Origin of the sequence: Acinetobacter sp. CIP 102136, assembly GCF_000369685.1 — a bacterium.
GTDB lineage: Bacteria > Pseudomonadota > Gammaproteobacteria > Pseudomonadales > Moraxellaceae > Acinetobacter > Acinetobacter fasciculus.
This window is the reverse complement of record NZ_KB850141.1, coordinates 149,180-174,139: the sequence shown is the minus strand read 5'-3', so window position 1 is coordinate 174,139 and position 24,960 is coordinate 149,180. Positions and strand designations below refer to the sequence as shown.

Annotated in this window: 23 protein-coding genes and 2 tRNA genes; 12 read left to right on the top strand and 13 right to left on the bottom strand. The window is 45.1% G+C overall.

Annotated features, from left to right (window positions below; translation table 11 throughout):
* The first annotated feature begins 16 nt into the window (after positions 1–16).
* The 3 genes from F893_RS03680 (at position 17) to F893_RS03670 (ending at position 2,723) form a co-directional block, all read left to right on the top strand.
* On the top strand, positions 17–676 hold the full coding sequence (locus F893_RS03680) for a 3'-5' exonuclease (RefSeq protein ID WP_005250412.1): 660 nt from the start codon (positions 17–19) through the stop codon (positions 674–676).
* Positions 677–993: 317 nt separating this feature from the next.
* Entirely contained in the window at positions 994–1,728 is a 735-nt protein-coding gene (gene hisA / locus F893_RS03675; protein ID WP_005095189.1) for a 1-(5-phosphoribosyl)-5-[(5-phosphoribosylamino)methylideneamino]imidazole-4-carboxamide isomerase, read from the top strand.
* 65 nt (positions 1,729–1,793) lie between these two features.
* The gene (locus tag F893_RS03670; protein WP_005250409.1) at positions 1,794–2,723 is read left to right on the top strand and encodes a DMT family transporter; all 930 of its coding nucleotides are present in this window, start codon (positions 1,794–1,796) and stop codon (positions 2,721–2,723) included.
* 59 nt (positions 2,724–2,782) lie between these two features.
* Here the strand turns inward: F893_RS03670 and F893_RS03665 are convergent, their stop codons facing one another.
* Genes F893_RS03665 through F893_RS03655 form a run of 3 tightly spaced genes read right to left on the bottom strand, consistent with a single transcriptional unit; the run spans position 2,783 to position 4,801 of the window.
* Positions 2,783–3,178: a DUF4870 family protein gene (locus F893_RS03665; RefSeq protein WP_005105397.1), complete on the bottom strand. Its 396-nt coding sequence runs from the start codon at positions 3,176–3,178 to the stop codon at positions 2,783–2,785.
* Between the two features lie 21 nt (positions 3,179–3,199).
* On the bottom strand, positions 3,200–3,826 hold the full coding sequence (locus F893_RS03660) for a DUF1294 domain-containing protein (RefSeq protein WP_005250407.1): 627 nt from the start codon (positions 3,824–3,826) through the stop codon (positions 3,200–3,202).
* A 27-nt stretch (positions 3,827–3,853) separates the two neighbouring features.
* On the bottom strand, positions 3,854–4,801 hold the full coding sequence (locus F893_RS03655; protein WP_005250406.1) for a homoserine kinase: 948 nt from the start codon (positions 4,799–4,801) through the stop codon (positions 3,854–3,856).
* Between the two features lie 113 nt (positions 4,802–4,914).
* Between F893_RS03655 and hisF the strand changes: the two genes are divergently transcribed.
* Positions 4,915–5,673: an imidazole glycerol phosphate synthase subunit HisF gene (gene hisF, locus F893_RS03650; protein WP_004647284.1), complete on the top strand. Its 759-nt coding sequence runs from the start codon at positions 4,915–4,917 to the stop codon at positions 5,671–5,673.
* Positions 5,674–5,971: 298 nt separating this feature from the next.
* Here the strand turns inward: hisF and F893_RS03645 are convergent, their stop codons facing one another.
* Positions 5,972–6,616 carry a hypothetical protein gene (locus F893_RS03645; protein WP_005250404.1) on the bottom strand — a complete coding sequence of 215 codons (645 nt, stop codon included), beginning with the start codon at positions 6,614–6,616 and terminating at the stop codon, positions 5,972–5,974.
* Between the two features lie 108 nt (positions 6,617–6,724).
* Between F893_RS03645 and F893_RS03640 the strand changes: the two genes are divergently transcribed.
* The gene (locus F893_RS03640) at positions 6,725–7,735 is read left to right on the top strand and encodes an AraC family transcriptional regulator (protein ID WP_005250402.1); all 1,011 of its coding nucleotides are present in this window, start codon (positions 6,725–6,727) and stop codon (positions 7,733–7,735) included.
* Between the two features lie 277 nt (positions 7,736–8,012).
* Here the strand turns inward: F893_RS03640 and F893_RS03635 are convergent, their stop codons facing one another.
* The gene (locus F893_RS03635) at positions 8,013–8,258 is read right to left on the bottom strand and encodes a hypothetical protein (protein ID WP_005250397.1); all 246 of its coding nucleotides are present in this window, start codon (positions 8,256–8,258) and stop codon (positions 8,013–8,015) included.
* Positions 8,259–8,337: 79 nt separating this feature from the next.
* Positions 8,338–9,420 (bottom strand): DNA/RNA non-specific endonuclease, encoded by a 1,083-nt coding sequence (locus F893_RS03630; RefSeq protein WP_005250395.1) that lies wholly within the window; start codon positions 9,418–9,420, stop codon positions 8,338–8,340.
* A 264-nt stretch (positions 9,421–9,684) separates the two neighbouring features.
* Between F893_RS03630 and F893_RS03625 the strand changes: the two genes are divergently transcribed.
* Positions 9,685–10,338 carry a hypothetical protein gene (locus F893_RS03625; RefSeq protein ID WP_005250393.1) on the top strand — a complete coding sequence of 218 codons (654 nt, stop codon included), beginning with the start codon at positions 9,685–9,687 and terminating at the stop codon, positions 10,336–10,338.
* Positions 10,339–10,412: 74 nt separating this feature from the next.
* Here F893_RS03625 and F893_RS03620 read toward each other — a convergent pair whose 3' ends face one another.
* Complete coding sequence (locus tag F893_RS03620; protein WP_005250390.1) at positions 10,413–12,293, bottom strand: potassium transporter Kup; 1,881 nt, start codon at positions 12,291–12,293, stop codon at positions 10,413–10,415.
* A 122-nt stretch (positions 12,294–12,415) separates the two neighbouring features.
* On the opposite strand from F893_RS03620, the gene F893_RS03615 reads away from it, so the two are divergent.
* The 3 genes from F893_RS03615 to F893_RS03605 all read left to right on the top strand — a co-directional run bounded on the left by F893_RS03615 (position 12,416) and on the right by F893_RS03605 (position 13,472).
* Positions 12,416–12,506: transfer RNA gene (locus F893_RS03615), tRNA-Ser, on the top strand.
* 458 nt (positions 12,507–12,964) lie between these two features.
* Positions 12,965–13,192: a hypothetical protein gene (locus F893_RS03610; protein WP_004647282.1), complete on the top strand. Its 228-nt coding sequence runs from the start codon at positions 12,965–12,967 to the stop codon at positions 13,190–13,192.
* Between the two features lie 204 nt (positions 13,193–13,396).
* Positions 13,397–13,472 (top strand) — tRNA-Thr (locus F893_RS03605).
* Positions 13,473–13,547: 75 nt separating this feature from the next.
* On the opposite strand, the gene F893_RS03600 is transcribed toward F893_RS03605, so the two are convergent.
* The 6 genes from F893_RS03600 to F893_RS03575 form a co-directional block, all read right to left on the bottom strand.
* Positions 13,548–14,396, bottom strand: coding sequence for an SAM-dependent methyltransferase (locus F893_RS03600; protein ID WP_005250388.1), 849 nt, complete (start codon positions 14,394–14,396; stop codon positions 13,548–13,550).
* Positions 14,397–14,399: 3 nt separating this feature from the next.
* Complete coding sequence (locus F893_RS03595) at positions 14,400–15,707, bottom strand: FAD-dependent oxidoreductase (protein WP_005250386.1); 1,308 nt, start codon at positions 15,705–15,707, stop codon at positions 14,400–14,402.
* Positions 15,708–16,328: 621 nt separating this feature from the next.
* Positions 16,329–16,892 carry an alkyl hydroperoxide reductase subunit C gene (ahpC, locus tag F893_RS03590; protein ID WP_004278673.1) on the bottom strand — a complete coding sequence of 188 codons (564 nt, stop codon included), beginning with the start codon at positions 16,890–16,892 and terminating at the stop codon, positions 16,329–16,331.
* Positions 16,893–17,204: 312 nt separating this feature from the next.
* Positions 17,205–17,792: a single-stranded DNA-binding protein gene (gene ssb, locus F893_RS03585; protein ID WP_004281391.1), complete on the bottom strand. Its 588-nt coding sequence runs from the start codon at positions 17,790–17,792 to the stop codon at positions 17,205–17,207.
* A gap of 51 nt (positions 17,793–17,843) precedes the next feature.
* On the bottom strand, positions 17,844–19,208 hold the full coding sequence (locus F893_RS03580; RefSeq protein ID WP_034435854.1) for an MFS transporter: 1,365 nt from the start codon (positions 19,206–19,208) through the stop codon (positions 17,844–17,846).
* A 153-nt stretch (positions 19,209–19,361) separates the two neighbouring features.
* Positions 19,362–20,450 (bottom strand): DUF475 domain-containing protein, encoded by a 1,089-nt coding sequence (locus F893_RS03575; protein ID WP_005250381.1) that lies wholly within the window; start codon positions 20,448–20,450, stop codon positions 19,362–19,364.
* A 222-nt stretch (positions 20,451–20,672) separates the two neighbouring features.
* Between F893_RS03575 and tenA the strand changes: the two genes are divergently transcribed.
* From tenA to uvrA, 3 genes are all read left to right on the top strand, one after another.
* The gene (gene tenA / locus F893_RS03570; RefSeq protein ID WP_004729210.1) at positions 20,673–21,344 is read left to right on the top strand and encodes a thiaminase II; all 672 of its coding nucleotides are present in this window, start codon (positions 20,673–20,675) and stop codon (positions 21,342–21,344) included.
* A 219-nt stretch (positions 21,345–21,563) separates the two neighbouring features.
* Positions 21,564–21,932 (top strand): hypothetical protein, encoded by a 369-nt coding sequence (locus F893_RS03565; protein ID WP_004729209.1) that lies wholly within the window; start codon positions 21,564–21,566, stop codon positions 21,930–21,932.
* Between the two features lie 181 nt (positions 21,933–22,113).
* Positions 22,114–24,945: an excinuclease ABC subunit UvrA gene (uvrA, locus tag F893_RS03560; RefSeq protein ID WP_005250379.1), complete on the top strand. Its 2,832-nt coding sequence runs from the start codon at positions 22,114–22,116 to the stop codon at positions 24,943–24,945.
* Positions 24,946–24,960: the final 15 nt, after the last annotated feature.

The following is a 24,960-nucleotide window of genomic DNA, read 5'->3' as shown; positions in this document are numbered from 1 at the left end:
TTCATGATTGAAGCTTATGCAACAGCTGCTGGATACTTTACCAAGCAAGGAACAAATTCAGACCTTTCCTGTATTTAAAAATCTTCCGATGCAACAGATTCAGGTGATTAATCGTCTGGAACAGTGTCATGCCCTTGCACAGGAGCTAAAAAGCCATGCAGTCCTGGGTTTCGATTCTGAATCCAAACCGACCTTTAAAGTTGGTGAGGTTTCTACCGGGCCACATCTGATTCAGCTGGCCACTTTAGATAAAGCCTATTTATTTCAAATGAATGATTCGATCTGGGATTTTCTTAAACCGATCTTTGCCAGTCGCGAGCAGATCAAGGTCGGTTTTGGCCTGAAAAATGATGCGCACCTGTTCCGTAAAAAAGGCATTGAACTGAATAGTGTGATTGAACTATCCAAATGTTTTAAAGCTTTTGGTTTAAATAATCCGGTCGGATTAAAAAATGCCATGGCGTTGTTGTTTCAACTGAATTTCCCCAAATCGAAACGGATTAGTACTTCGAACTGGGCCAGCAAGAAGCTCAGCCCGGCACAAATTGACTATGCAGCCGCAGATGCCTATGCGCCCATGCTGGTATTTGAAGAATTACTGCGTCGGGATTTATTACCCAGAGAGATTCCCAATACTTCATTAAAATTAAGAATCCGTCCTTCATCGACGGCTTAAGCGCTTAAGTGGCGTGTTGGTTCTGGCAACTTAATGTCGCATAAAAGCTGGGATGAGCGCGTTCGATGAGAGAGCTGTGACTTTACCAGGTCTTACAGCTTCGATTATCGACCAACTCAGTACACCACCCGTTGTGGAAAATCTGATCTCCATTCACTCACAGAATTATTAAAACCATTAAAATAAATTACCTCACTGCTACCTGTCTGCGCACAGGTTTTCTTTATTCATACCGTTTAAGAGTTAGAAATTTCGACTTTATTTGCTAAGATGAATACACTCAAATTCATTCTAAAGATTAAGCAAGGAGCGAAAGCATGCTGATCATCCCTGCAATTGACCTGAAAGATGGCAAATGTGTCCGTTTAAAACAAGGTCGTATGGAAGACGATACCGTATTTTCAGACGATCCGGTCGCAACAGCACAGCATTGGGTAAATGAAGGCGCTCGCCGCTTGCATTTAGTAGATTTAAACGGTGCTTTCGCAGGTACACCAATCCATAAGCCAGTGGTTGAAGCCATTGTCCGATCTCAGCCTGATTTGCCGATCCAGATTGGTGGTGGTATCCGTTCTCTGGAAACCATCGAGCATTATCTGCAAGCTGGTGTTTCTTTTGTGATTATTGGCACCAAAGCAGTTCAGGATCCTGAATTTGTTGAAGAAGCATGTCAAAAATTTGCCGGCCACATTATTGTGGGTATTGATGCCATGAATGGCATGGTGGCAACAGATGGCTGGGCCAATGTGACTGATGTCAAGGCTACTGACCTGGCGAAACGTTTTGCCGATGCTGGCGTGTCGAGCATTGTCTATACGGACATCGCGCGTGATGGCATGATGCAGGGTGTGAATATTGAGCAAACCGTGAATCTGGCGCAATACTCAGGTTTGCCTGTGATTGCATCTGGTGGTGTGACCAATCTGGATGATGTACGTAACCTGAAAGACCAACCGGGTATTTTAGGTGCAATTACCGGCCGTGCGATTTACGAAGGTACATTAAGCTTGCGTGAAGCACAGTTGTTGCTAGATGAGCAACAGGCGTTATAATTAAGCTTGCTGTAAAAGAGGTCTTCGGACCTCTTTTTTATTTTTTAATTTTCTGATCTCCTGGCATGTCTACACTTATTTCCAAAAATCACTCCGGCTGGATGGTGAAAGCGCCGCAACTCGCCCTGATCCTGATCACCATTATCTGGGGCGGCAGTTTTATTACTGTGCAATACGGGCTAAATTTTAGTAGTCCGATTATGTTTGTCGGGCTGCGTTTTGCTGCGGCAGCGCTTGCCGTCACCCTGATTTCACTGAAGTCGCTAAAAGGCATGAACCTGAAAGAGGTGTTCGCTGGCGCAGTGATTGGGATCATGATCGCCATCGGTTACGGCACCCAAACTGTGGGCTTGCAGACCATTAGCAGCAGTGAGTCGGCTTTTTTAACCGTCTTATATGTTCCACTGGTTCCGATCCTGCTCTGGCTCATGTTCCGTAAAAAACCGCATGTCATGACCTGGATCGGAGCGCTGTTTGCCTTTATCGGTCTGGTGTTTTTGACAGGCAATGGCTTTGCTGCAATTCAGCTCAGTTTCGGGCAAACCCTGACGTTGCTCGGTTCCATCGCGATTGCACTGGAGATTATTTTTATCAGCCATTTCGCCGAGCAGGTGAATGTACGCCGGGTCACGGTGCTGCAACTGATTTTTGCATCCTTATTCTGCTTTATAATTGCACCCGTGTTAGGTGAATCTCAGTTACCTGAATTTCACTGGCATCTGGCAGGGATTTTAGTCGGTTTGGGCATTGCCAGTGCCTTGATTCAACTGGTGATGAACTGGGCGCAGCGCATGGTCGATCCATCACAGGCAGCAATTATCTATGCCGGCGAACCGGTATGGGCAGCCCTGTTTGGCCGTCTGGCCGGAGAACGCTTACCATCACTGACATTATTAGGTGGATTGATGGTGGTGCTTGGCGTGATTGCCAGTGAATGGAAACCAAAGTTTTTAAGAAAAGAACCCACAGAAGAATTAAAGCAAGATCTTTCTTAATTCCGCTAAATCCCCCTTAAAAAAGGGGGATTTTTTTCTCTAAGGAAATACGGCTAAAATTATTTGCTATACATCGGTCTATTGTCATTTAAGCGCATGATGCCGCGAATTGCCCGATACACAATCCAGATCCAGGCCAAAACCACCACCACTAAACAGAAAGCGGATGCACCAAATGCGACCCCTGCAAACAGGTCAGGATCTTCGCCGGTAAAGAACAAAAAGAAAAATGGAATAAAGGCGACGATATTCCAGAACAGATACCACCAGAAACTGCGGATCTGCCAGGTAAAATGGCTTTCAAAGATGGAACCGCGCACATCGCGCCGTTTCACATAGTTAATGATCAACGCCACGACAGCCAGCAGGCCAGCACTAAAAATGGCCACAATATATAAAATGTACAGTGCAAAAGTCAGTGTGCGGTTTGAATCTTTATCAATGGAATAGTTCACGTCCCCTCCTAGTACTTCCCCCTAGATATTTAAACTATTCAATGGGGAAATCAGCCATATAATTAAAATGATGTTAAAGGCTATGGTACAAAAATATATCTGCCGGAAAGGTTGTTTTTGTGTTTTATGCCGTAATTTCTGCTGTGCCAGCCAGGCTGCCGGCCAGCCGCCTAAGAAGGCCACCAGATGCAGGGTATTTTCCGGAATACGGCGATTACCCAACTGTGCTGCTTCCTTGTCTTGCGCATAGAGCCAGTAGCTGAGCGCATTCATCAGACTGACCAGTAACAACACCAATCCACTCAGTAAACCACCCAAGGTCAAAACCACCAGAAAGAGAATATAGAGTACACAGGCAATCTGCATCGGCTGTAATTTCTGTGTCTGCTGTGGCTTGGACGGTTTGAATTTTGCTTGCAGACTTTTGGCTTGAGCTGCTTTCAGGTACATCACATGCTGTGCGCGATAACGACCGCGTTCATCCAGAACGACCAGATAATCCAGCGCACAGCCCACGATTGGCCGTGGGCCAGGCTTGGCAAAATCCTTGATATGCAGAAATACACGATCTTTGGCTGGGTCACTGGGCTGAATGAAACCATAGCCTTGTTCATCAAACCATTCCACCAAACGTCCCTGATCGCGCATATCCCCTATCCCTTTTGATTTGATTGTTTAAGCGGTGACGAATTTTAAGCGTTCAATCAGCATATTACGCATTTCATCCGGATTTTTTTGCAAAATATCTTCGCCCGTCCGGCCTAATGCTGCATTACGCTGAGCCACCTGCAGGCGCATCATCCAGAACCGTCCTGCCGCCATGGCCAGATACAATTCCAGACAGGCGCGTTCATCACTGGTTAAAGAACGAATCGTTTCATAGGCATTTAAAAAGGCAATCGCTTTTTCTTCGTTTAAGATTACGTCAGGATATTCGGTACAGAAGTCATTTAACGTAATGGCGATATCAAACAACCACTCATCTTTATTCAGCTCATAAAAATCCAGAATGCCATTCAGCTGATCGCCATCAAATAAGGTATTATCCCGGAACAGATCCGAATGAATGAAACCACGTGGACGATCCGGATATACCGCCGTCAACGCCTCATATAAACCTAATAATTTACCGAGCAAGACTTTATCTGCCGGACTTAAACTTGGTTTAATCTCTTGAGAAACGGCCAGCCAATAGGCATGATCACGCACAAAATTACGTTCTAATTTAAAGTCTTTGAGTGCCACATGCATTTTCGCCTGAGCCACTGCAATCGCTTCAACCTGCGCGACGGTAGATGGCATCGGATGTTCACCCATCAGGCGTGGTGCAATCTGTGCCGGTTTATCTTTAATACTGTGAATGGCTTTGCCTGAATGGGATAAAGGCACTGGAACGGCCAACCCGGCGTGACCCAGATGTTCTAAAACAGGAACCAGCTCACCTGCTGCCTGTTCATCCATATCTTCAAATACGGTCAGCACATATTGCTGGTCTTCGCAGACTAAAAAGTAGTTGGTATTTTGAATACCGCCTTGAATGGGAATCAGATCAATCGCCTTTAAACCATAAGGCGCTGCAAAATCCTGAACTTCCTTTAAAGTCAAAGTGGTATAAACCGACATAGAAAACCTGCGAAAAAACTTACATAATTTTGCTAGAATACCGTTTCCATCTGCCAAGGTGTAGCGCTTGCGTGGGTGAGTTTCATAATCGGCTGTAATAATTGGAAAAATTTATGCTAGCTAAACGTATTATTCCTTGTCTGGACGTGGATAACGGCCGTGTGGTCAAGGGTGTTCAGTTCCTTGATATTCGTGATGCGGGTGACCCGGTCGAAGTGGCGCGCCGTTATAATGAACAAGGTGCCGATGAAATTACTTTCCTTGATATTACCGCTACACATCATGGACGCGACACGACTTATCGTACCGTAGAGCGCATGGCCGAATCGGTTTTTGTCCCCCTGACTGTCGGTGGCGGTGTCCGTAAAGTCGAAGATATCCGTTTATTGCTAAATGCCGGTGCAGACAAAGTCAGCATCAACTCGGCTGCGATTTATAATCCCGAGTTTGTGCAGGAAGCGTCTCAACGCTTTGGCGCACAGTGTATCGTTGTTGCAATTGATGCCAAAAAAACTGGCGACCACAAATGGGAAATTTTCACCCACGGTGGCCGTAAAGAAACCGGGATTGATGCGATTGAATGGGCTGTGAAAATGGCTGACTTCGGCGCAGGTGAATTACTGATTACTTCGATGGATGCCGATGGCACCAAAGCCGGTTACGACATTGCCCTGATGCGTGCCATCAATGACCGCGTCACGGTACCGACGATTGCTTCTGGTGGTGTGGGTAATTTACAGCATTTGGCGGACGGCATTATCCATGGTGGTGCTGATGCAGTACTGGCAGCTTCAATTTTCCATTTTGGCCAGCACACCATTCCGGAAGCCAAAGCCTATATGGCAGCCCAAGGTATTGAAATGCGCCTTTAAGCCGTTTTAGATGATGATTTAATTAAAGAGTGTTTTTATAAACACTCTTTTTTTATGCCTTAAATAAAACAACACAGCAAATACGGGACAAAAAAAAGGAGTCTTTCGACTCCTTATAAAACCAAGATAAGACTACAGCACTTGGTATTCAAAAGAACTCATCCCCCCCAGAAACATCATCAGTATAAGGCTTTGCTCACCGACGTGAGCAACTATAAGTGAAATCCGCAGGACAATATTGACGATACAATCGTATTTTATTGACAAATCACGACAAAGCCCTGTCTTATTCCACGACCTACGTATTTAACTGCTTCATTGCCATATTTTTTGCAGTATTTTTCGTTATTTTAGTAGAAGCTCCCGCCCATTTAACCGGAAAATATTGTTCTGACCAGCGGTTCAGTTTTTTCGAGATCGGCGCAGGCAAGCTCAAACCTAAAGGGTTCTGTTCCTGCAAATCTGCCGAGGAAATCACCCGGGTACCGAGCAGATAGTCAAACCAGGGCTTGGTCACGCACCAATTAGCATCCTGATTGCTATTCATATGGTGATCATAATGCCAAGGCAGTGTCTTTTTAGCCCATTCCGGCTCCAGATGCGCCCGGCGATGTAAATAATAATAGTTGCCTGCACTATACAGGGTAGCCAGGGTCATGCCTTTGGAAAAGGGATAAAAACTGAGTCCAAAAACGGTCGCGACGACTGCCAGTGAGGCAATTTCATTGCGGGTACGCCAGTTGTCCAGTCCTTCTACATAGCCGAAATCGGAAAATTCCGCTTTTCGCACAATCCGGTGATGCTCCCAGTGTGAGCGCATACTCTCGGGTACCGGACTATAACGGCTCTGTCCCGGCCGATGCACACCATGCAATACATATTTATGCGCAAACCATTCAAATCCGTTTGCGACGACGAGTCCTGCCAGAAAACCTTTCCACATAATCTTTTACCTCTTGGTCTATTTTTAATATAGGCTAAATAAAAGACTAGATATTGACCAAAATATTCAATATGATTGACAAAATACGACAAAATAAAAGAATTAAAAATGCTGGTTCTAAAAAACTACGTAGGTTCAGTATACGGTGGTTTAGGACATTTACTTTTGGACTATTATCAGTTGAAACAGCTTGAAGTCCCTGAGAAATTATTGGCCATTCAAAATCTGGAACGCTTTGATTTCGCCCTGTGGCGTGATCTGTTAACAACACTTGATCAACAGCTACAGCGACCGGCTTTAGGCCTAGAAATCGCCCAGCTGGTTGAAGCTAAACACCTCGGTATTATTGGCTATCTGGCACTCTCAAGTGAGACCTTGGGTGAAGCCTTTATGCGCTATCATGATTATCATCGTCTGATTTATGATGGTGGCCCCCTTCAGCTGCAGTGGCAAGGCGATTATCTGTCGATTGGCTGGGTTGAAGTTCCCTTTCATCTGAATACCCAACTGACCGATGAAATCGCGATTGCGCTAATGACGGAATTCGTGAAAGCCAATGTTCAGAACCCGCACGGGGTTCAGTTATATGAAGTGCATTTCCAGCATGCAATGCCTAAAAATATTGCACTCTATGAGCAGTATTTCGGCTGTAAAGTCCGCTTTTCTCAAGCCAGAAATCAGGTATTGATGCATGTCAGTGAACTGTCCAGACCGCTGAAACAGGGCGACCAGACCTTGCAGAAACTGCTGATGCAACAGGCCAAAGCATTGCTAGAAAAATTTCCGCACTCCACCCTCATTGATCAGCAACTGCAACAGGCAATTCTGATTGGCCTGCAAAAAAACCTGTTCCAGATCGAGCATATTGCCGAGCAGATGAATTTTTCCGTGCGTCAGTTACAACGCCATTTGCAGAAACAGGGCAAAACCTATCAGCAATGTATGCAGGAAATCCGCTGCATGATGGCGATGCAATATCTGAAAGATCCGCACTTGAGTTTGCAGGAAACTGCCATGTTACTCGGTTATTCTGAACAGAGTGCGTTTCAGCGTGCCTTTAAGCAATGGACCCAACTAACGCCGCAGCAGTGGCGCCAACAGAATATGTCAGCTGCTTAAACCACCAGCATGTTGGTTTGATATACGGGCTTCAAGCAGCGTTCATGACTTAAATCCCTTCCCCCTATGACCTGATGATAAATATAAAAATAAGGGCTTAAAATATGGATAAATATCTTGCCGAATTACTCGGCACGTTCTGGCTGGTGTTTGGAGATATTGCGGGAGCAAAAAAATTAGGCTTTTCAATAAAAGCCATCTAAAAAGCCATGATTTCTAGATTCTATTTTTCTGCATGTTTTACATGGAACATGCAGATCATCGCGTTTAAAAACGCTTATAAAAATGGATTTTCAATTTCATCCAGGTCATCACGCTGAATTTTTTCTGGCAAATCCGGTGTATTTTCCAGTTGTTGCACCACATCATTCAAAAAAGCCTGCAAGGCTTTGGCCACTTTCAGTCCCTGCTGATCCTTGGTGATTTGCAAGTTACCATACACGCTGACGCAGTCCAGATCATTTTCCAAAGTCAGATCATGAATGGCATGGGATTCGCTGCCATTTTCAAACGCTTTAAACATATCCTCTTCACCTGTCTTTGTTATTTTTCAATGAACGTCTGATGTCGATGCTACCCGAATCCTGGTTTTTTCAGCAAGCTTATTTCAACAGCTGCAAAATATATTGCAACAAGGCATCAATCAGCTGTTTTACGATGGCATCTTGTGTCGCGTTGTCTATCGCGCCACCAGTCGCTGAGGAGGTCGAGCTGCCAGAACCAGAAGACTTAAACTCGCGTTGTAATGCCTGCAGGTTTTCTTCAGAAACCTCTTCGGCACACTGGCTTTCTGCATCCCAGTTGGAGTATTCAATTTTCTGGTTGGCTTTTACGGCATTTCCGGTCAGTGGTAGCTTATAGGTATTGCGCTTCTGCTCTTCGGTAAGCTGCGGAAACAGGTTAATTCCAAGCTGTTCTTCCAGATAGCAGACACTGACAATACGTACTTTGAGTGAATTGTCATTCGGTGCATAGTAAGCACCAATAGCACCGGTTTTCGGCATATAAACCGCCTTATAGACCGCGGTTGGCACGATCACGCCATTGCCAATGGTTTTCAGCTTCTTCCCGGCAAAGACAGGCCCTGTCACCACATAAACATCCTGTTTCTGCTTGGTCACAATGGCACGGGTGGCTTCTTCCAGCTCTCGCCAGACTTGCTGATTATTCTTGGGCGCTTGCGGCACCATATTGGCCAGTGAAAAACTGTCAGACTGCGTGGCCTTGTTAGGCATATCCGCATTCGGCGCCATATGACCGCGGTCATAACCTGAACCACGATAATCCGCCAATGTGGCACGATGCTTCGCACTGACCCGATCTTCTTCATGAAAATTATCTTCACGGGGAATTTTCTGGCTTAAGCGTGCTGGCGTTAAGGCTTCTGCAACCCAAAGTGGCGTTTTAGATACCCCGGAATAACCGACATTAAAGCCATTAAAACACAGCGAATAGCTGTCTTTTTTCAGGCTGTCTTTCATCAAATATGGCGGCACATCCCGATAAAACTGGTTCAGACAGGCAGAATCACTGGAAGAGGATAGTGACACCCACTGACTGATTTTTTCCTGACCAAAAGCGATGGCGAAGCTGCTCGAAGCCACCACGCCCAGAATGACTTTAATACTATTATCATTTAAAAACTGAGAAAAAGAGTTCTTGGATTTACGCTGCTTCTTGGCCATTCTTACACGTACTTTTTAGATCAATACAGATTTTGACCGAGCTTAACAAGCTGTATAAGTGAAGTATATCTTGGCCCTACCATTCGTTTACTAAATAAACAATAAGTATCTAAAACCCCGGCTAGTTGTAACAAACTGTCTAATTTTATTTCTTTTTAAATGAGGTTTCTCGGTGTTTGCGTAGCTTTGTTTGGCCCAGTGAATTGAGTATGTAAAGCTAACGGCCTATCTCAATTCGTAAAATTATTAGCAATGGTGTCAATCATGAATTCCAAACTCTCTAAAGCATTAGGTTTAGGATTATTCACAAGTGTGATCAGCGTAGCGGCATTTGCCGAGCCACCAGTTCAACCAGGTGAAACACTTGAAAGCTTGTCTAAAGCTAAAATTAGTACCAAGGTGAATGGTCAGGAAGCCTCTTTAGAAAGCTTGGTGAACTCTGGTCAGATTCGTCTGGTCGATCCGCGTGCAGCAGCACCGCAACCAGCCATGCCAAACACACAGGCACCAATGCCCAATGATCCAGCAATGACTCAGGTACCAAATTCAGGTACTGTTTCTCCTCAACCACCTGTCACAGAACCAGGTATGAATGAAGCAGAGGTGCCGGCCAATCTGGTTGAACCAGCCACTGAATCAGAAGTAGAAGCCAGCACGTCTATGACGACGCCTCAACAACAACCAACACTGGAAGAACAACAAGCAGCTGTACCAGCAATGTCTGAAGAGCAACAGCAAGCAGCTATTGCTTCAGAACAACCGATGCCTGAAGCACAGCAACAAGCGGCTGTGACTGAAGCAGATGTGAGCAATGAACAAACTGAAATTGCAGCTCAATCTGATGCAGAGCCAGTGCTGATGGAAGAACCCTTGAATGCTGCACCTGAAGTGCCGGCTGCGGTAGAACTTGAGCAATAATCTGAAGCTCATTTATTTATTGTTTCTCCCATAAAAAAACCAGAGTGTGCCTCTGGTTTTTTTATGCTTTTTATTTACATCTGAATCTGGGTACCCAGCTCAACCACACGGTTGGGTGGAATCTGATAGAAATCACTGACCGGACTGGTATTGCGCTGCATGGAAATAAACAGCTTTTCCCGCCATGGTGCCATGCCCTCACCCACAGTATGCATAATCCGTTCACGTGAAATAAAGAAACTGATCTGCATCAGGTCATATTCAAAATCCCATTGCTCATAGGCCTGTTGTAAAGCTTCCGGAATATTCGGCTGATCCTTAAAACCATAATAGATAAACACCCGGTAAAAATGCTCACTCAGTTTTTCCAGTTCAATCCGTTCCTTTCTGTCGACAAAAGGAATATCTCGGGTAATCACCGTGAGCATGATATTGCGTTCATGCAAGACCTTATTGTGCTTAATATTATGCAACATGGCATGCGGGACAATATTTGGTGTACCGGTCAGGAAAATGGCATCACCTGGCACAAACTTGGTGCCTTCCCCCATCGAAATACTTTTAATAAACAGATCAATCGGCAAGGCATCCTGTTCCAGACGATTCAGCACCAAAGCCCGCCCATCTTTCCAGGTCATGAGAATCGTAAACAGTACCGCACCAATTAGAATTGGCACCCAGCCACCCGAAGCAATTTTCAAGGAGGTTGAGGCCACAAAGACTAAATCCAGTGCCAGGAATGGCACAGCAAATAAAGCTACTTTCCAGACCGGCCAACGCCAGAAGCCATAGGCCAGAATCGAGATCAAAATGGTGCCGCAGAGCATGGTCATGGTCACCGCGACGCCATAAGCACTGGCTAGATTGGCACTATTTTCAAACAGTAAAATCAGGATCAGCACCGAGATAAACAGCATCCAGTTAATGAAAGGCAGATAAATCTGACCACGCTCCAATGCAGAGGTATGCTTGACTGACAGGCGCGGCAAATAACGCAGTTGAATGGCCTGATTGACCATAGAAAATACACCAGTAATGACCGCCTGTGAGGCAATCACCGCAGCTGCAGTCGCCAGTCCAATCATAGGGAATAAGGCCCAGTCTGGCAGCAGCATATAGAAAGGATTCGCCAGGGCTTCAGGACTACGCAGCAACAAGGCGCCTTGCCCGGCATAATTCAGCAATAAACATGGCAAGACAATAATGAACCAGGCCAGCCGAATCGGTAGGCGGCCAAAATGCCCCATATCGGCATAAATCGCTTCACCACCGGTCATGGTCAGAATCACTGCCCCCATGGTCAGAAAAGCCACATAAGGCTGATCGACCACAAAATGATAGGCCCAGTAGGGATTCACCATCCAGAGTACAAATGGGGTCTGGATAATGCTCCACAAACCAAAACCTCCAATGGACAAAAACCAGAGCATGGTTAAAGGCCCAAAAAACTTGCCCATAGTGGCTGTGCCGTGTCGCTGAACCATAAACAGTCCGGCCAGAATCCCGATCGACAAAGGCACCAGCCACTGATTGAAAATGGGTGTGGCAATACTCAGGCCTTCAATGGCTGAGAGCACGGAGATTGCCGGGGTAATAATCCCGTCACCGAAAAATAGCGATGCACCGACAAAGCCCAAAGCAATCAGGAATATTTTCTTTTGATCAGAGATTCGTGTGGTACGCAGGTTTAATGCCAACAGTGACATAATCCCGCCTTCGCCGTTGTTATCAGCACGCATGATTACCATGACATATTTAAAGCTGATGGTAAGCATCATGCACCAGAAAATCAGGGACAGGATACCGAGTACAGAAGCTTCGCTAATGGCGAGATGTGCGGTGAGGAAGCATTGGCGCAGTGCATAGAGCGGACTGGTACCAATATCTCCGAAAACGACCCCAAGCGCAGCCAGTGTAATCACCGGGAGAGCTGCCTTTTGTGCAGTGCTTTGCATATATTGTCTTCGTTTTTTAACAAGCATTTTTGCGAATCATAGCACCGCATTAAAAGTTTTTCTGCAAATCAATTGTTTCAGCTTGGCACAGCTGGTTTTTTTCGCTATTATCCTCGGCCTATGGTGAGGTGTCCGAGTGGCTGAAGGAGCACGCCTGGAAAGTGTGTAAACGTTTATAGCGTTTCGAGGGTTCGAATCCCTCTCTCACCGCCAGAATTTAAAAACCCGAATCACATGATTCGGGTTTTTTATATTTAATTTTATCCATCATCCTATCCAGCAAAAAAAATCATCTGCTTAGATCTTAAAATATTATTATCAATCACCTTATGCAAATCATTGAATTGATATCAAGCCTCGTTCATAAAAATCTTTTGCAACAGAACACTTACGCTCAATTCTATTTTTAAAATTTTCATTTTTCATCAGCCAGAAAACTGATGCATTGTACCGTTTCTAGTCCTTATTCATTTCAGGTTTTTATTTATCTGCTCAAACAAAAAACTGGCACAGAAATAGCTTAATTTTATTGTCATCAAAGCTATGTTATGTTGCTTATAAATCAACTAAAAGGAGAATAAAAACCACAGGATAGAAAGAAATAACCAAATGAACCGGGCCATTCAAATTTGAAGTTAAAAAATAGATACACTGCTATTCGGAGAGCGAACATGAATAACAGCGCAAACTATGCCAAACAGATTAAAAATGCAAAACGTGGCGGTTATACCCCAACTATTGCCAAGGACATCAATAAACATAAAATTCAAAAAGCCTTGAGACTCATCGAACAGTGGAGAAGCCTCGCTCAAGAACTCAAACCTCAAATGCAGTTTGATATGGCCTTTACTTTAGAGGAATGTGCACAAGAATTAGATCGCATCCTGAAAAACAGATAAACCTTATAACCGACTCATATCCAGAACCAATCCTGTGCTTTCACCCTCGCCCATATCTTCACATATGGGCGATTTCTTTGCGCATAGCCCAAAACAGAACTTTTCATCCATCGGGTCAAAATAAACAAATCCTGCCGAAACAGTTTAAACGGTTATTTTTTGGCTTGCGTGACCAAAAAAAATCTGTAAAATGCACTCCACCATGCCGGCATAGCTCAGTTGGTAGAGCAACTGACTTGTAATCAGTAGGTCCACAGTTCGAATCCGTGTGCCGGCACCATATCTTAGCCTCGCTTTTTAGTGAGGCTTTGATGTTCTGGGTTTTGGTATTTTCAGCTGAGTCTTCTTGCACTTTCTAGTGCTTCGATTGTGCCGTCACTTGCACATATCTCACGATCCCTTCCTGATATAATTTTCGGCACAGTTTCGCTGTCATCTGAATTTTAAAATGATCCAGTTTTGAGCCTTGAACCTGATCATCTGATGCTTTTGAATTCAAAGTTTTTTGCACGTAATCCGCAAAGCCGGAAAATACCGGTTCAGACAGATCCTGAATCTGGATATTTTTAAATTCAAATCGATCCAGAAAGGCATATAGTGCCCCCACTGTCATTAAATCTTTTAAATTCACATCAGCAGATTTCAATAAAAACTGATATTTACGCCGTTGTAATGCATTTAAATTTTCCCAACGCTCGGACAAAACCAGATGATGAAAACCAATCCGCGCATTTGAATTTAAAACACTGCGGACCTGCTCCAAGAATACAGGCACAGGGCTGTGATAAGCCGCATCTAGGCATAGCACCACATCAAAACGCTGGGAAAACAGCAATTCTTTTAAACGCAAAAATGACGCCTGATAAATGGCATTCAGTTCTGGCAAATGTTGCTGAATATTAGCCACACAGGCAGCCTGCAGCTCAACCCCGGCCAGATATTGCGCCTGATAATGTTGCTGCCAGTGCAGCAAGCTGGCGCCCTGACCGCAGCCCAAATCCAGCAGTTTATCTTTTGAATTTAAATTTACAGTTTGCGCAAGGTGATCGGCCAGCATACGACAGGCAGCCGCATAATCCTGCTGACCGGCTTGCCAATACCCTAAATTGCTCCAGGGCAATTGCGCGTGATCGCCCAACACAGCGGCATCAATTGCATACTTGTGCTGGGGAAGATGCTGACGCAGTGCCTGAAGCCATTGCATGGATTAATAACCCAGTTGCGGAGCAACCTCAACCACAGGTTTTAAACCCTGAAATGGTAAAGGCGCACCAAAGATTTCTGCAATCTTCATCGCTGAGGTCACTGCCGATTCCAGAATCGGCAAACCGTCACATGACCATGAACCGCAGAAGAAGACCTTACGGTTGGCATCCAGATGACGTTGCTGCAATTCCTTATTCAGTGCCACCGTATTAGCATCGACGACTGCACGTGTCAGCATTACCGATTTGATCACTTTCTTCGGATCAATGTCGGTTACCGGACGCCAGGTCTGAAACACGGCCGACTTGCCAACCAAAGAAGGTTCAATCGAGTTAAGCCACACGGTAAATTGCTGACGAGTAAATTTACGGTCCATCATATAGCTGAGTACGGCCCAGTCTTTACGTTTTGGCGGCATTACGCTGGCATCGGTATGAATCACCAGTTCGCCTTGTTCGAATTTGAATTTCTTCAATAATTCAATTTCACTGGCGAATTGTACCGGATCCAGGAACTCCTCAATTTTGGTGGTCGGTGTCGCGACAATCACCCGGTCAAACAGTTTTGAATAACCGGCCGCATTTTCAACTTTGACCTGATCGCCCTGCTCTTGTACCAGTGTAATTGCTGAACCGTCTTCAATCTGAATGCCTTCAATCAGCTTATCGACCAACGCTGGTGTACCGCCTTGCAGACGCAGTAACGCATCGCCATCGGTTAATTGACGCAGAAAAATTAACAACGGTTTAGCTGGCCATTCACCAATGGTTTTCGGATTGCAGGTACAGATGGTATATAGCACCGGCATCACCGCACCGTGCCAGAACACTTCTTCAATCTCGTTACGATTGATAAATTCTGCCAGGCTGATGTCCTGATTTTTCGATTTAAAGAATTTGGTCAATGCAACTTTTAACTGCAACAGGCCTTTGACCAGACGCCAGCCATATTGTTGCAGGCCTTTCCGGTTATTGATGATCGGGATATTGCCAATTCGGCTACGCGATGTGGTCAGCCAGGTTTCAGTTTTATCTTCAAATAACCAGCTGCAGGCCATATAGGTCCGCACCGGATAAGTTTTAATGCCCAGATGTGTGGCTAGACTCAGGGTGTTTTTCCACAGATAGGGGTTCATCACACGTAAAGGTGCGTCAATCAGGCCCCCTTCAAATTCAAGGCTATGACTGTCCATGCCGCGACCTGGAAGTGCTTCAAAAATCGTGATGTGATGCCCTGCGTCCTGGAGAATTCTGGCTGTAGCCAGTCCGGCCATGCCACTACCAATTACTGCGATATCCAAACTGATCATCCGTCATTGAAAAACTACAGAAATTATGTACCATGCGCCAATCAAACAGGTTATTAAAATCTTCCAGAATATATGTTTTTCGTAAAGGCCTTTTTGTTCAATTTCACCTGCTTTTTATTCATTTTTCTGCCTTAGTTAAAATGCCATCAAATCTAAGATTTTATTCGTATTTTTATCTAAAAACTTGAAAATTCGCTTTAAAAACAAATAATTTAATTAACCATTTTTATAATCCTTGGTTGACAAATACTTTTTAAATACCTATGATTCGCAGCATAAGAAAACCATAAATTCATCCGGTTCCATTCAGATGCGTTTATGCGAAAATTGTTTAAAACGACAAGAAACTACAGCGCCTTATAAAATAAAAGCCTCTGCGAAAGCAGAGGCTTCTTTGTTTTCAGGCCTAGTCAATCATGCAGCAGGGTATTGCGCTTACTTGATTGCCTCGCATAAGCCGCTTAAAAAGCATAGAGTGCAATTCCTCAATTCTCATTTTGTTCTCAAATAGAAATCAAATGGCATGATGTTTTTGTCTAGAATTCATAAATCTCTAAACTAAAAAAATAAAAAATCCAGCAACTTGTGCTGGATTTTTTGCTTCAAAGAAGTAGGTTTGAATTAGATTTTACCCACCAGGTCGATTGACGGCGCTAGCGTTGCTTCACCTTCTTTCCATTTTGCCGGACAAACTTCACCTGGGTGCGCATGTACATATTGTGCAGCTTTCACTTTACGAAGAAGCTCTTGTGCATCACGGCCGATACCACCCGCGTTGATTTCAATAATCTGGATTTTACCTTCTGGATCAATCACGAAAGTACCCCGATCTGCCAGACCTTCTGCTTCAATCAGTACTTCAAAGTTTTTAGACAAAGTCCAGGTTGGATCACCAATCAATGGATACTGGATTTTACCAATCACGTCAGAAGTATCATGCCAAGCTTTATGGGTGAAATGAGTATCGGTAGACACGCCATAGATTTCTACACCCATTTTCTGGAATTCAGCATACTGATCAGCAAGATCGCCTAATTCAGTTGGACAAACAAAGGTGAAATCTGCAGGATAGAAAAACACCACTGACCATTTACCTTTCAGGTCTTGCTCAGAAACTTCGATGAACTGACCATTGTGGTAAGCAGTTGCATTGAATGGTTTGATTTCAGTATTGATTAAACTCATGAGATATTTCCTCTGGCTTATTTCTGGGATTACTTATCTTGTGAAGCTAGAATACGAAAAATTCATAAATAGGTAAAACCGCAAGTTTTTATAAAAATGATCGCTTTTTTAGATCATAAATTTCTATTAGTATTGTTCATCTTATTTATTTTCTCGATGCATAGCTGTTCTGATCAAAAATAATGCCATGCTTTAAGACTTATTAATATTTTAATAAATCAGTGGCTTACCCAAAATCAATACTAATCTTCAAGACATAAAAAACCCACCGTATTCAGGTGGGTTTTAATGATGATTTACCGTTCTGATAAATTAAAATGGTAAGTCATCATCTAAATCTGCTGCAGGCGCTGCTGTTGGAGCAGGTGCAGATTTCGGCGCAAAACCACTCGGGTTATTATTGCCATAACCGCCGCCCTGGTTGTTGTTAAAACCGCCTTGCTGTGGTGCTGAACCATAACCCGATTGCGGGTTATTGCCATAACCGCCTTGGTTGTTGTTCGCCTGATTATTGTTATTAAAGCGTGGCTGGTTAAAACTGCTCTCGCCCTGATCATTTTGAGGACGGCTAGAGTCTAGCATCTGCATTTGTTCACCACGAATTTCCGTCGTATAGCGTTCCTGACCATTCTGGTCAGTCCACTGACGGGTACGTAATGAACCTTCAATATATACTTTTGAACCTTTACGAAGATATTGCTGCGCAATTTCACCTAAACGGTTATGCAACACGATACGGTGCCATTCCGTTTGTTCTTTACGTTCACCGGTACTTTTATCTGTCCACGAATCGCTGGTTGCGATCGAGAATTGAGTGAGAGAGCCACCATTTGCAAAAGTTTTGGTTTCCGGATCTTTACCCAAAGTACCCACTAAAATAACTTTATTTACACCACGCATTTGCCGTTTACTTCCTATATATTTCTGTATTTTACTTTATAAGAGTTATGCTTAAATGGCTACCTCTTTACCCAACAAGTGCGTTAATTGTTGTCGCGAAGCATCATCAATCTGCTGTTTATCGACTTTTACATATGCAACTTGCTGTTCAGACATCACCACGACCTCTTCAATACCACGAATCGCCAAAAGCTGAGAAGTCCATTCGTCAGTTTGTCTGCTTTCCGGCAAACGCAACACCAGCGATGACAGATAACGTGGCTGTGCCAGGCCAAAACTCATCAGCAGCCAGATGATCGCGATCCCTGTCAGAATACTCCAGCCCATCGAGGTATTATTCAGCAGTAATAATTGTCCGCCAATCATACCGCCAAAGAACGCCCCTAAAAACTGACTGCTGGCATTCACGCCCATCGCGGTGGCTTTGGACTGGATCGGTGCCGCTTTCGATAACCAGGACGGCAACAGAGCTTCCATCACATTAAAAGCAATAAAGAACAGACCCAGACCAATCAGCAAGACATATTTTGATTCAAAACCAAATGCCATCACCATTAGACCCAGAATAATGCCAGTAATGGCCACCAGAAAAATCGCGCGCATTTTGTGGTATTTTTCTGCCAGGATAATACTTGGAAAGGCAAAAAACAGGCTCAGTACCAACAGCGGCAAATATACCCAGCCATGACTGGAAAGCGGCAGATCAGCAAATTCGATCAGCTGTGAAGGCACATAGATAAACATGGCGGTGAGCAATAAATGCAGGGTAAAAACCGACACATGCAGACGGTTCAGATCACCGATTTTGAGTACCTGTTTCAATTGTGTCAGATAGCCCTGCTGAAAGTTTTTATGATGTCGCGTGACTTTCGGCACCATCAGCAGCATGGCAATCGCCGCCAGGCCCATCACCGTGGTGACCCAGAATAATCCCGAGATGCCAACCAGACCCGTCAGCCAAGGCCCCAGACTAAAGGCCACCACAAAAGACAGGCCGATACTCATGCCCATCATCGCCATGGCTTTCATGCGGTTTTCTTCACGGGTGACATCTGCCAGCAACGCCATCACCACAGCAGATACTGCACCACCACCAGCAATCGCCCGGCCGATAATCACGCCATAAATGGTGTCCGACATGGCCGCAATTGCACCGCCCAGCGCAAATAATAGCAGCCCTAAAACCACCAGTGGCTTACGGCTATAACGGTCCGCAATCAGGCTGAATGGAATCTGCAATAAGGCCTGAGTCAAACCATAGACCCCGACCGCCAAACCGATCAGTGCAGGCGTCGCATATTGATATGCCTGCCCTGCCACAGAAAACACTGGGATAATCATAAACAACCCCAGCATGCGCAGTGCAAAAATACTGCTCAGGGCAAAGGTTGAACGACGTTCTAAAGCATTCATCATAAATTATGGCGATTGGGTTAATTAATCTGGAGCCCAGATTATAGGACATTCAGCTCAGGAAGAAGACATGAATTTTATTTGAAATAAAGATGATGCCAATTTAAAAACAAAAAAGCGCAGCCGGAGCTACGCTTTTCATTCAGGGACAGCACTTTATTTTTCTAAAGCCGCCTGACGTTTCTTGTACTGAATCGAGGCAAATACTGCCCAGACAATAAAGGCTACACCGATCAGACCAGTCACCACTTCTGGCACATGCAGACCGGTTCCGCTGGCAATCATAATGAAAGCCAGTGCACCGATGGCATAATGCGCACCATGTTCCAAGTAGATATAGGCATCCAATGTGCCCTGCTCAACCAGATAGATGGTCATTGAACGGACAAAGATCGCACCAATTGCCAGACCCAGCATGATGATGACCACGTCTGAGGTAATCGCAAAGGCACCGATCACGCCATCAAAACTGAAGGAAGCATCCAGGACTTCTAGATAGAGGAAACCACCAATACCCGCTTTCACTACACCCGTCGGTACGCCATTTTCATCATGACGAATGGCATTACCTTCTTCATCGACTTCCGGTTCACCACCGAGCATATGACTCAGAACCTGTACACCGATATAAATTACGATGCCCCAGATCCCGGCCATAGTCACTGCCAGACGCTTGGCTTCATCGACATTGGTTGCCATGATTAACAAGGCCACCAGTGCGATAAACACCGACATTGCCGGCACATTAGCCAGATTAGACAGACGGCGTTCTAGCCGTCTGAACCAGTGCGTGTCTTTTTCTTCATCCAGGAAGAAGTTCAGGAATACCATCAACAGGAAAGCACCACCAAAAGCAGCAATCTCAGGATGATGTGCCATGAGACGGGCTGAATATTCTTTCGGATCATTCAGGGCCAGACGTACCACTTCCATGAAGCCCAGGTCTGCAGTCACTGCAACAATGACCACCGGGAAGATCAGACGCATCCCGAAGACTGCAATCAGAATACCGACTGTCAGGAACAGCATTTTCCAGAAATGATCCCAACCCCGTAGGACTGAGGCATTAACAACCGCGTTATCAAAGGACAACGACACTTCCATAATCGCTAAAATAGCGGTGATGGTTAGCGCTGTGAGCATGGTTTGCAGGCCTGCGTCAGGACCATGGGTATAACCCCAATACGCAGACAAACCAAGACACACGATCGAAAATGCAATCGAGAAACCAAAATGTTTCAACATACACAACGACCTTGGATAAATTAAATAAATGTATGGCTGCGAAAGAGCAGCAATACGAATAGGAAAAGTTAAGCTAATTATGAAACTTTTAGCGCATAAACCAAAGCACTTCCTGAGCTGTTTTATCTTATTTTCTGTTTTTAAAATTTGCCGATCTTTTAAACAGCCCGATCTTTGCTATAGTGCCGCATGGTTTAACTTGAACTACAAAGGATTTTCAGCATGAGTTTTTCACAAGAGGTATGGCAACGTAATCTCGGACTTTATCAGAAGACCCTGGCCCTGCCCTTTAATCAGCAACTGGCGCAAGGTACTTTAAGCCGTGAAGCCTTTAGTCATTATGTGATTCAGGATGCGCATTATTTACTGGCCTATGGCCGTGCACTGGCCGTGTGTGCCGCCAAAGCTTTTGAAGCGGACGATGTAATCCAGTTTGCCGAGGCAGCCAAAATTGCGATTGTGGTGGAACGTAGCCTGCATGATGGCTTTATGCAAGATTTTGGCATTAGCAAAGAGCAATTTGAGCAGACACCGTTGACGCTGGCATGTCATCACTATACTTCTTATCTGACTTCGACCGCCTGGTCAGAAAGCTACCCGGTGGTGCTAGCCTCGTTGCTGCCTTGTTTCTGGATTTATGCCGAAGTTGGTAAAGATATTGTCGACAACTCTGCGCCGAATAATCCGTATCAAGCCTGGGTGGATACCTATTCAGGAGAGGAATTCCACACTGCGGTGCGGAATGTGATTGCGACCGTTGACCGTGTTGCGGCGCGTGTTGATGCCGATACACTAGAAAAAATGCATGCAGCTTATACGCATGCTGCCCGTCTGGAATGGTTATTCTGGGACAGTGCCTTTGAGCAACGCCAGTGGCCTGGTCTGGATGAATAAGACGAATAAAAAAAGCCCTGTTTAAGACAGGGTCTTTTGGTTATAGCCGTTTAAAAAAATTTCTGCTGTCATAAACCGATCATAAAAACGGCTTAGTCTGAAAAAAACAAGGATAGAACGGGCCGCTACGCTAGACCTAGCTATAAGCCCAAAATTGCCGCACAATAATTGAGAATAATTATCAATTAATAAAATCAATCCCGGAAAGAGGCAGATGATATGCACACTTTAGGCACCGAAGCGATTCGGGCATTTTTTACCCTGCAATGTTGCTGGCTCAATAATGAAGAAATCTATTTGGAACAAGGCTGTCCAGATTGTAGCTCGGCAGCGACTTATCTGATTTACCATACCAACACGCATATCCAGAAACATCTGCTGAAATTTATTGAAAAGTATCGCTGTCATCAGGCGCGACGTAACGATTTGCTCGACCTGGATTTTTTCCAAAAAGACTATGAGGACTTTCTGCACATTCTGGAAAATGAAGTCAATTTTTATGCACGTCTGCATCATGATGTGTCACGTGAACGCTGCTTTGAAGAGATCGAGTCTATCTTTGAACGCCATTATGCAATGGCTTATTAGGTATTGGCCTTGTACATGATCATTGTGAATATTTAGGCAATCGACTACTGCGTTTGTTAATGTTGTGATGAATTGACCAATCACCGACATAACTTGACGTTTAAAATACTTTTATTTGCACTTGAACATTTTTCATCCGGTATCATATAAGGGTTTTTGATGAATATTCTAGGATCCTTGCATGAGCCAAAGCCACATCCGTATTCGAGGCGCACGTACCCATAACCTGAAAAATGTGAACCTTGATATACCACGCGACAAGTTTGTGGTGATTACGGGACTGTCTGGTTCAGGAAAGTCCTCGCTTGCCTTTGATACCTTATATGCCGAAGGTCAGCGCCGTTATGTGGAATCGCTGTCTGCCTATGCCCGCCAGTTCCTCTCCCAGATGGAAAAACCGGAAGTGGATTCTATTGAAGGCTTGAGTCCAGCGATTGCCATCGAACAGAAATCTACCAGTCATAACCCGCGTTCGACCGTGGGTACCATTACCGAAATTTATGACTATTTACGCCTGCTGTATGCGCGTGTCGGTACACCGTTCTGTCCTGAACATGATCTGCCGATGGTGGCACAAACGGTTACTGAAATGGTCGATGCAGTCAAAGCATTAGAAGAAGGCACTGCTCTTTTACTATTAGCACCGGTGGTGCGTGAACGTAAAGGTGAATATACGGCGCTGTTTGAACAGCTACAAAGCCAGGGTTTCGTCCGCGCCCGCGTCGATGGCGAGATCATGGAAATTGATCCGCCACCTGAACTGGACAAAAAGAAAAAACATACCATTGAAGTGGTGGTGGACCGTTTTAAAGTCCGTGATGACTTAGGTAACCGCATTGCAGAAAGTTTTGAAACCGCGCTACGTTTAGGTGGTGATATCGCGATTTTATCCTGGATGAAGGGCGAGCATAACGATCGTGTGTTTTCAGCCAAACACTCCTGCCCGGAATGTGACCGTGCAGTGGCTGAACTGGAACCACGCCTGTTTTCATTCAACAATCCTTTTGGTGCCTGTCCGGTCTGTGATGGTCTAGGGACCCGCAGCCATTTCAGTGCCGACAAACTGATTCCTAATCCTGAGGTCAGCGTTAGCCAAGGCGCGATTCGTGGTTGGGACCGTCAGCGTCCTTACTATTACAGCATGATCCAGAAAGTCGCCGAGCATTTTGGTTTTTCTCTGGAAACTCCATGGAATGAACTGGATGCTGACACCAAGAAAAAATTTCTGTACGGCACTGGCAAAGAAAAAATTGATCTGAGCTATATCGATGAACGTGGCCGACGTCATAATCAGGTCATTCCTTTTGAAGGGATTTTGCCGCATCTGGAACGCCGTTATCGTGAAACTGAAAGTAATTATGTGCGTGATGATCTGGCGCAGTATTTATCCAATGCTGCCTGTGATGCCTGTGATGGTTCACGTCTGAATGAAATTTCGCGTAATGTGAAAATTCTGGACAAGACCATTGCTGACATTACCCGCATGTCGATCGGCGATGCTGAAAGCTATTATCAGGGTATTCATTTGGAAGGTGCACGGGGTGAAATCGCCGACAAGATTTTCAAGGAAATCCGTGAACGTCTGCACTTTCTGGTTTCGGTCGGCCTGAATTATCTCAGCCTGTCGCGTTCTGCCGAAACTTTGTCTGGTGGTGAAGCGCAGCGAATTCGTCTGGCCTCACAGATCGGTGCTGGCTTGATGGGCGTCATGTATGTGCTGGATGAGCCATCAATTGGTCTGCATCAGCGTGATAACGACCGTCTGTTACAGACCTTGATCCGTCTGCGTGACCTAGGCAATACCGTCTTGGTGGTCGAGCATGATGAAGATGCGATTCGTGCCGCTGACCATATTATTGATATCGGTCCGGGTGCCGGTGTACATGGCGGGCATGTGATTGCCGAAGGGACTTATGATGAAATTCTGGCCAATCCTGACTCGCTGACCGGAAAATATTTATCCGGCAAATTAAAAATCGAAGTCCCGAAAAAACGGATTCAAGCGCCTAAGCCTGAAGAACAGATCAAGCTGATGGGGGCATCCGGGCATAACCTGAAAAAAGTCGATCTGACCATTCCTTTAGGTATTATGACCTGTGTTACCGGGGTGTCCGGTTCGGGTAAATCGACCTTGATTAACCGGACTTTGTTACCTTTGGCGGCGACCCAGCTCAATGGTGCCACCACTTTAACTTCGGAAAAGTTTGAATCGATTGATGGTTTACAGTTCCTCGACAAAGTGGTGGATATTGACCAGAGTCCGATTGGACGTACCCCGCGTTCCAATCCGGCGACTTATACCGGCCTATTTACCCCGATTCGTGAACTGTTTTCACAGACGCAAGAAGCCAAGGCACGCGGTTATGCTGCCGGTCGTTTCTCGTTTAACGTGAAAGGTGGCCGCTGTGAAGCCTGTGAAGGTGATGGCATGATCAAGGTAGCGATGCACTTCCTACCGGATATGTATGTGCCATGTGATGCCTGTCATGGCAAACGCTATAATCGTGAAACGCTGGAAGTAAACTATAAGGGCAAGAATATTTCCGATGTCTTGCAGATGACCGTTGAAGATGCCATGCATTTCTTCGATGCGATTCCGGTGATTCACCGTCGTCTGGAAACATTACATCAGGTCGGTTTGGGCTATATACGTCTGGGTCAGTCTGCGACCACTCTTTCTGGTGGTGAAGCACAGCGTGTCAAACTGGCACGTGAACTGGCCAAACGCGATACTGGTCAAACCCTATATATTCTGGATGAACCGACCACGGGTCTGCATTTCCATGATATTGCCAAACTGCTGGATATCCTGCATCAGCTCCGTGACAAGGGTAATACCATCGTGGTGATTGAGCATAATCTGGACGTAATTAAAACTGCCGACTGGGTGGTGGATTTAGGCCCTGAAGGTGGTTCGGGTGGTGGTATGATTGTTGCGGAAGGTACGCCTGAACAGGTCGTGAAAGTCAAAGCTTCACATACGGGTAAATTCTTGAAGCCGTTGTTGAAATAAAAATCTCCTCCTAGC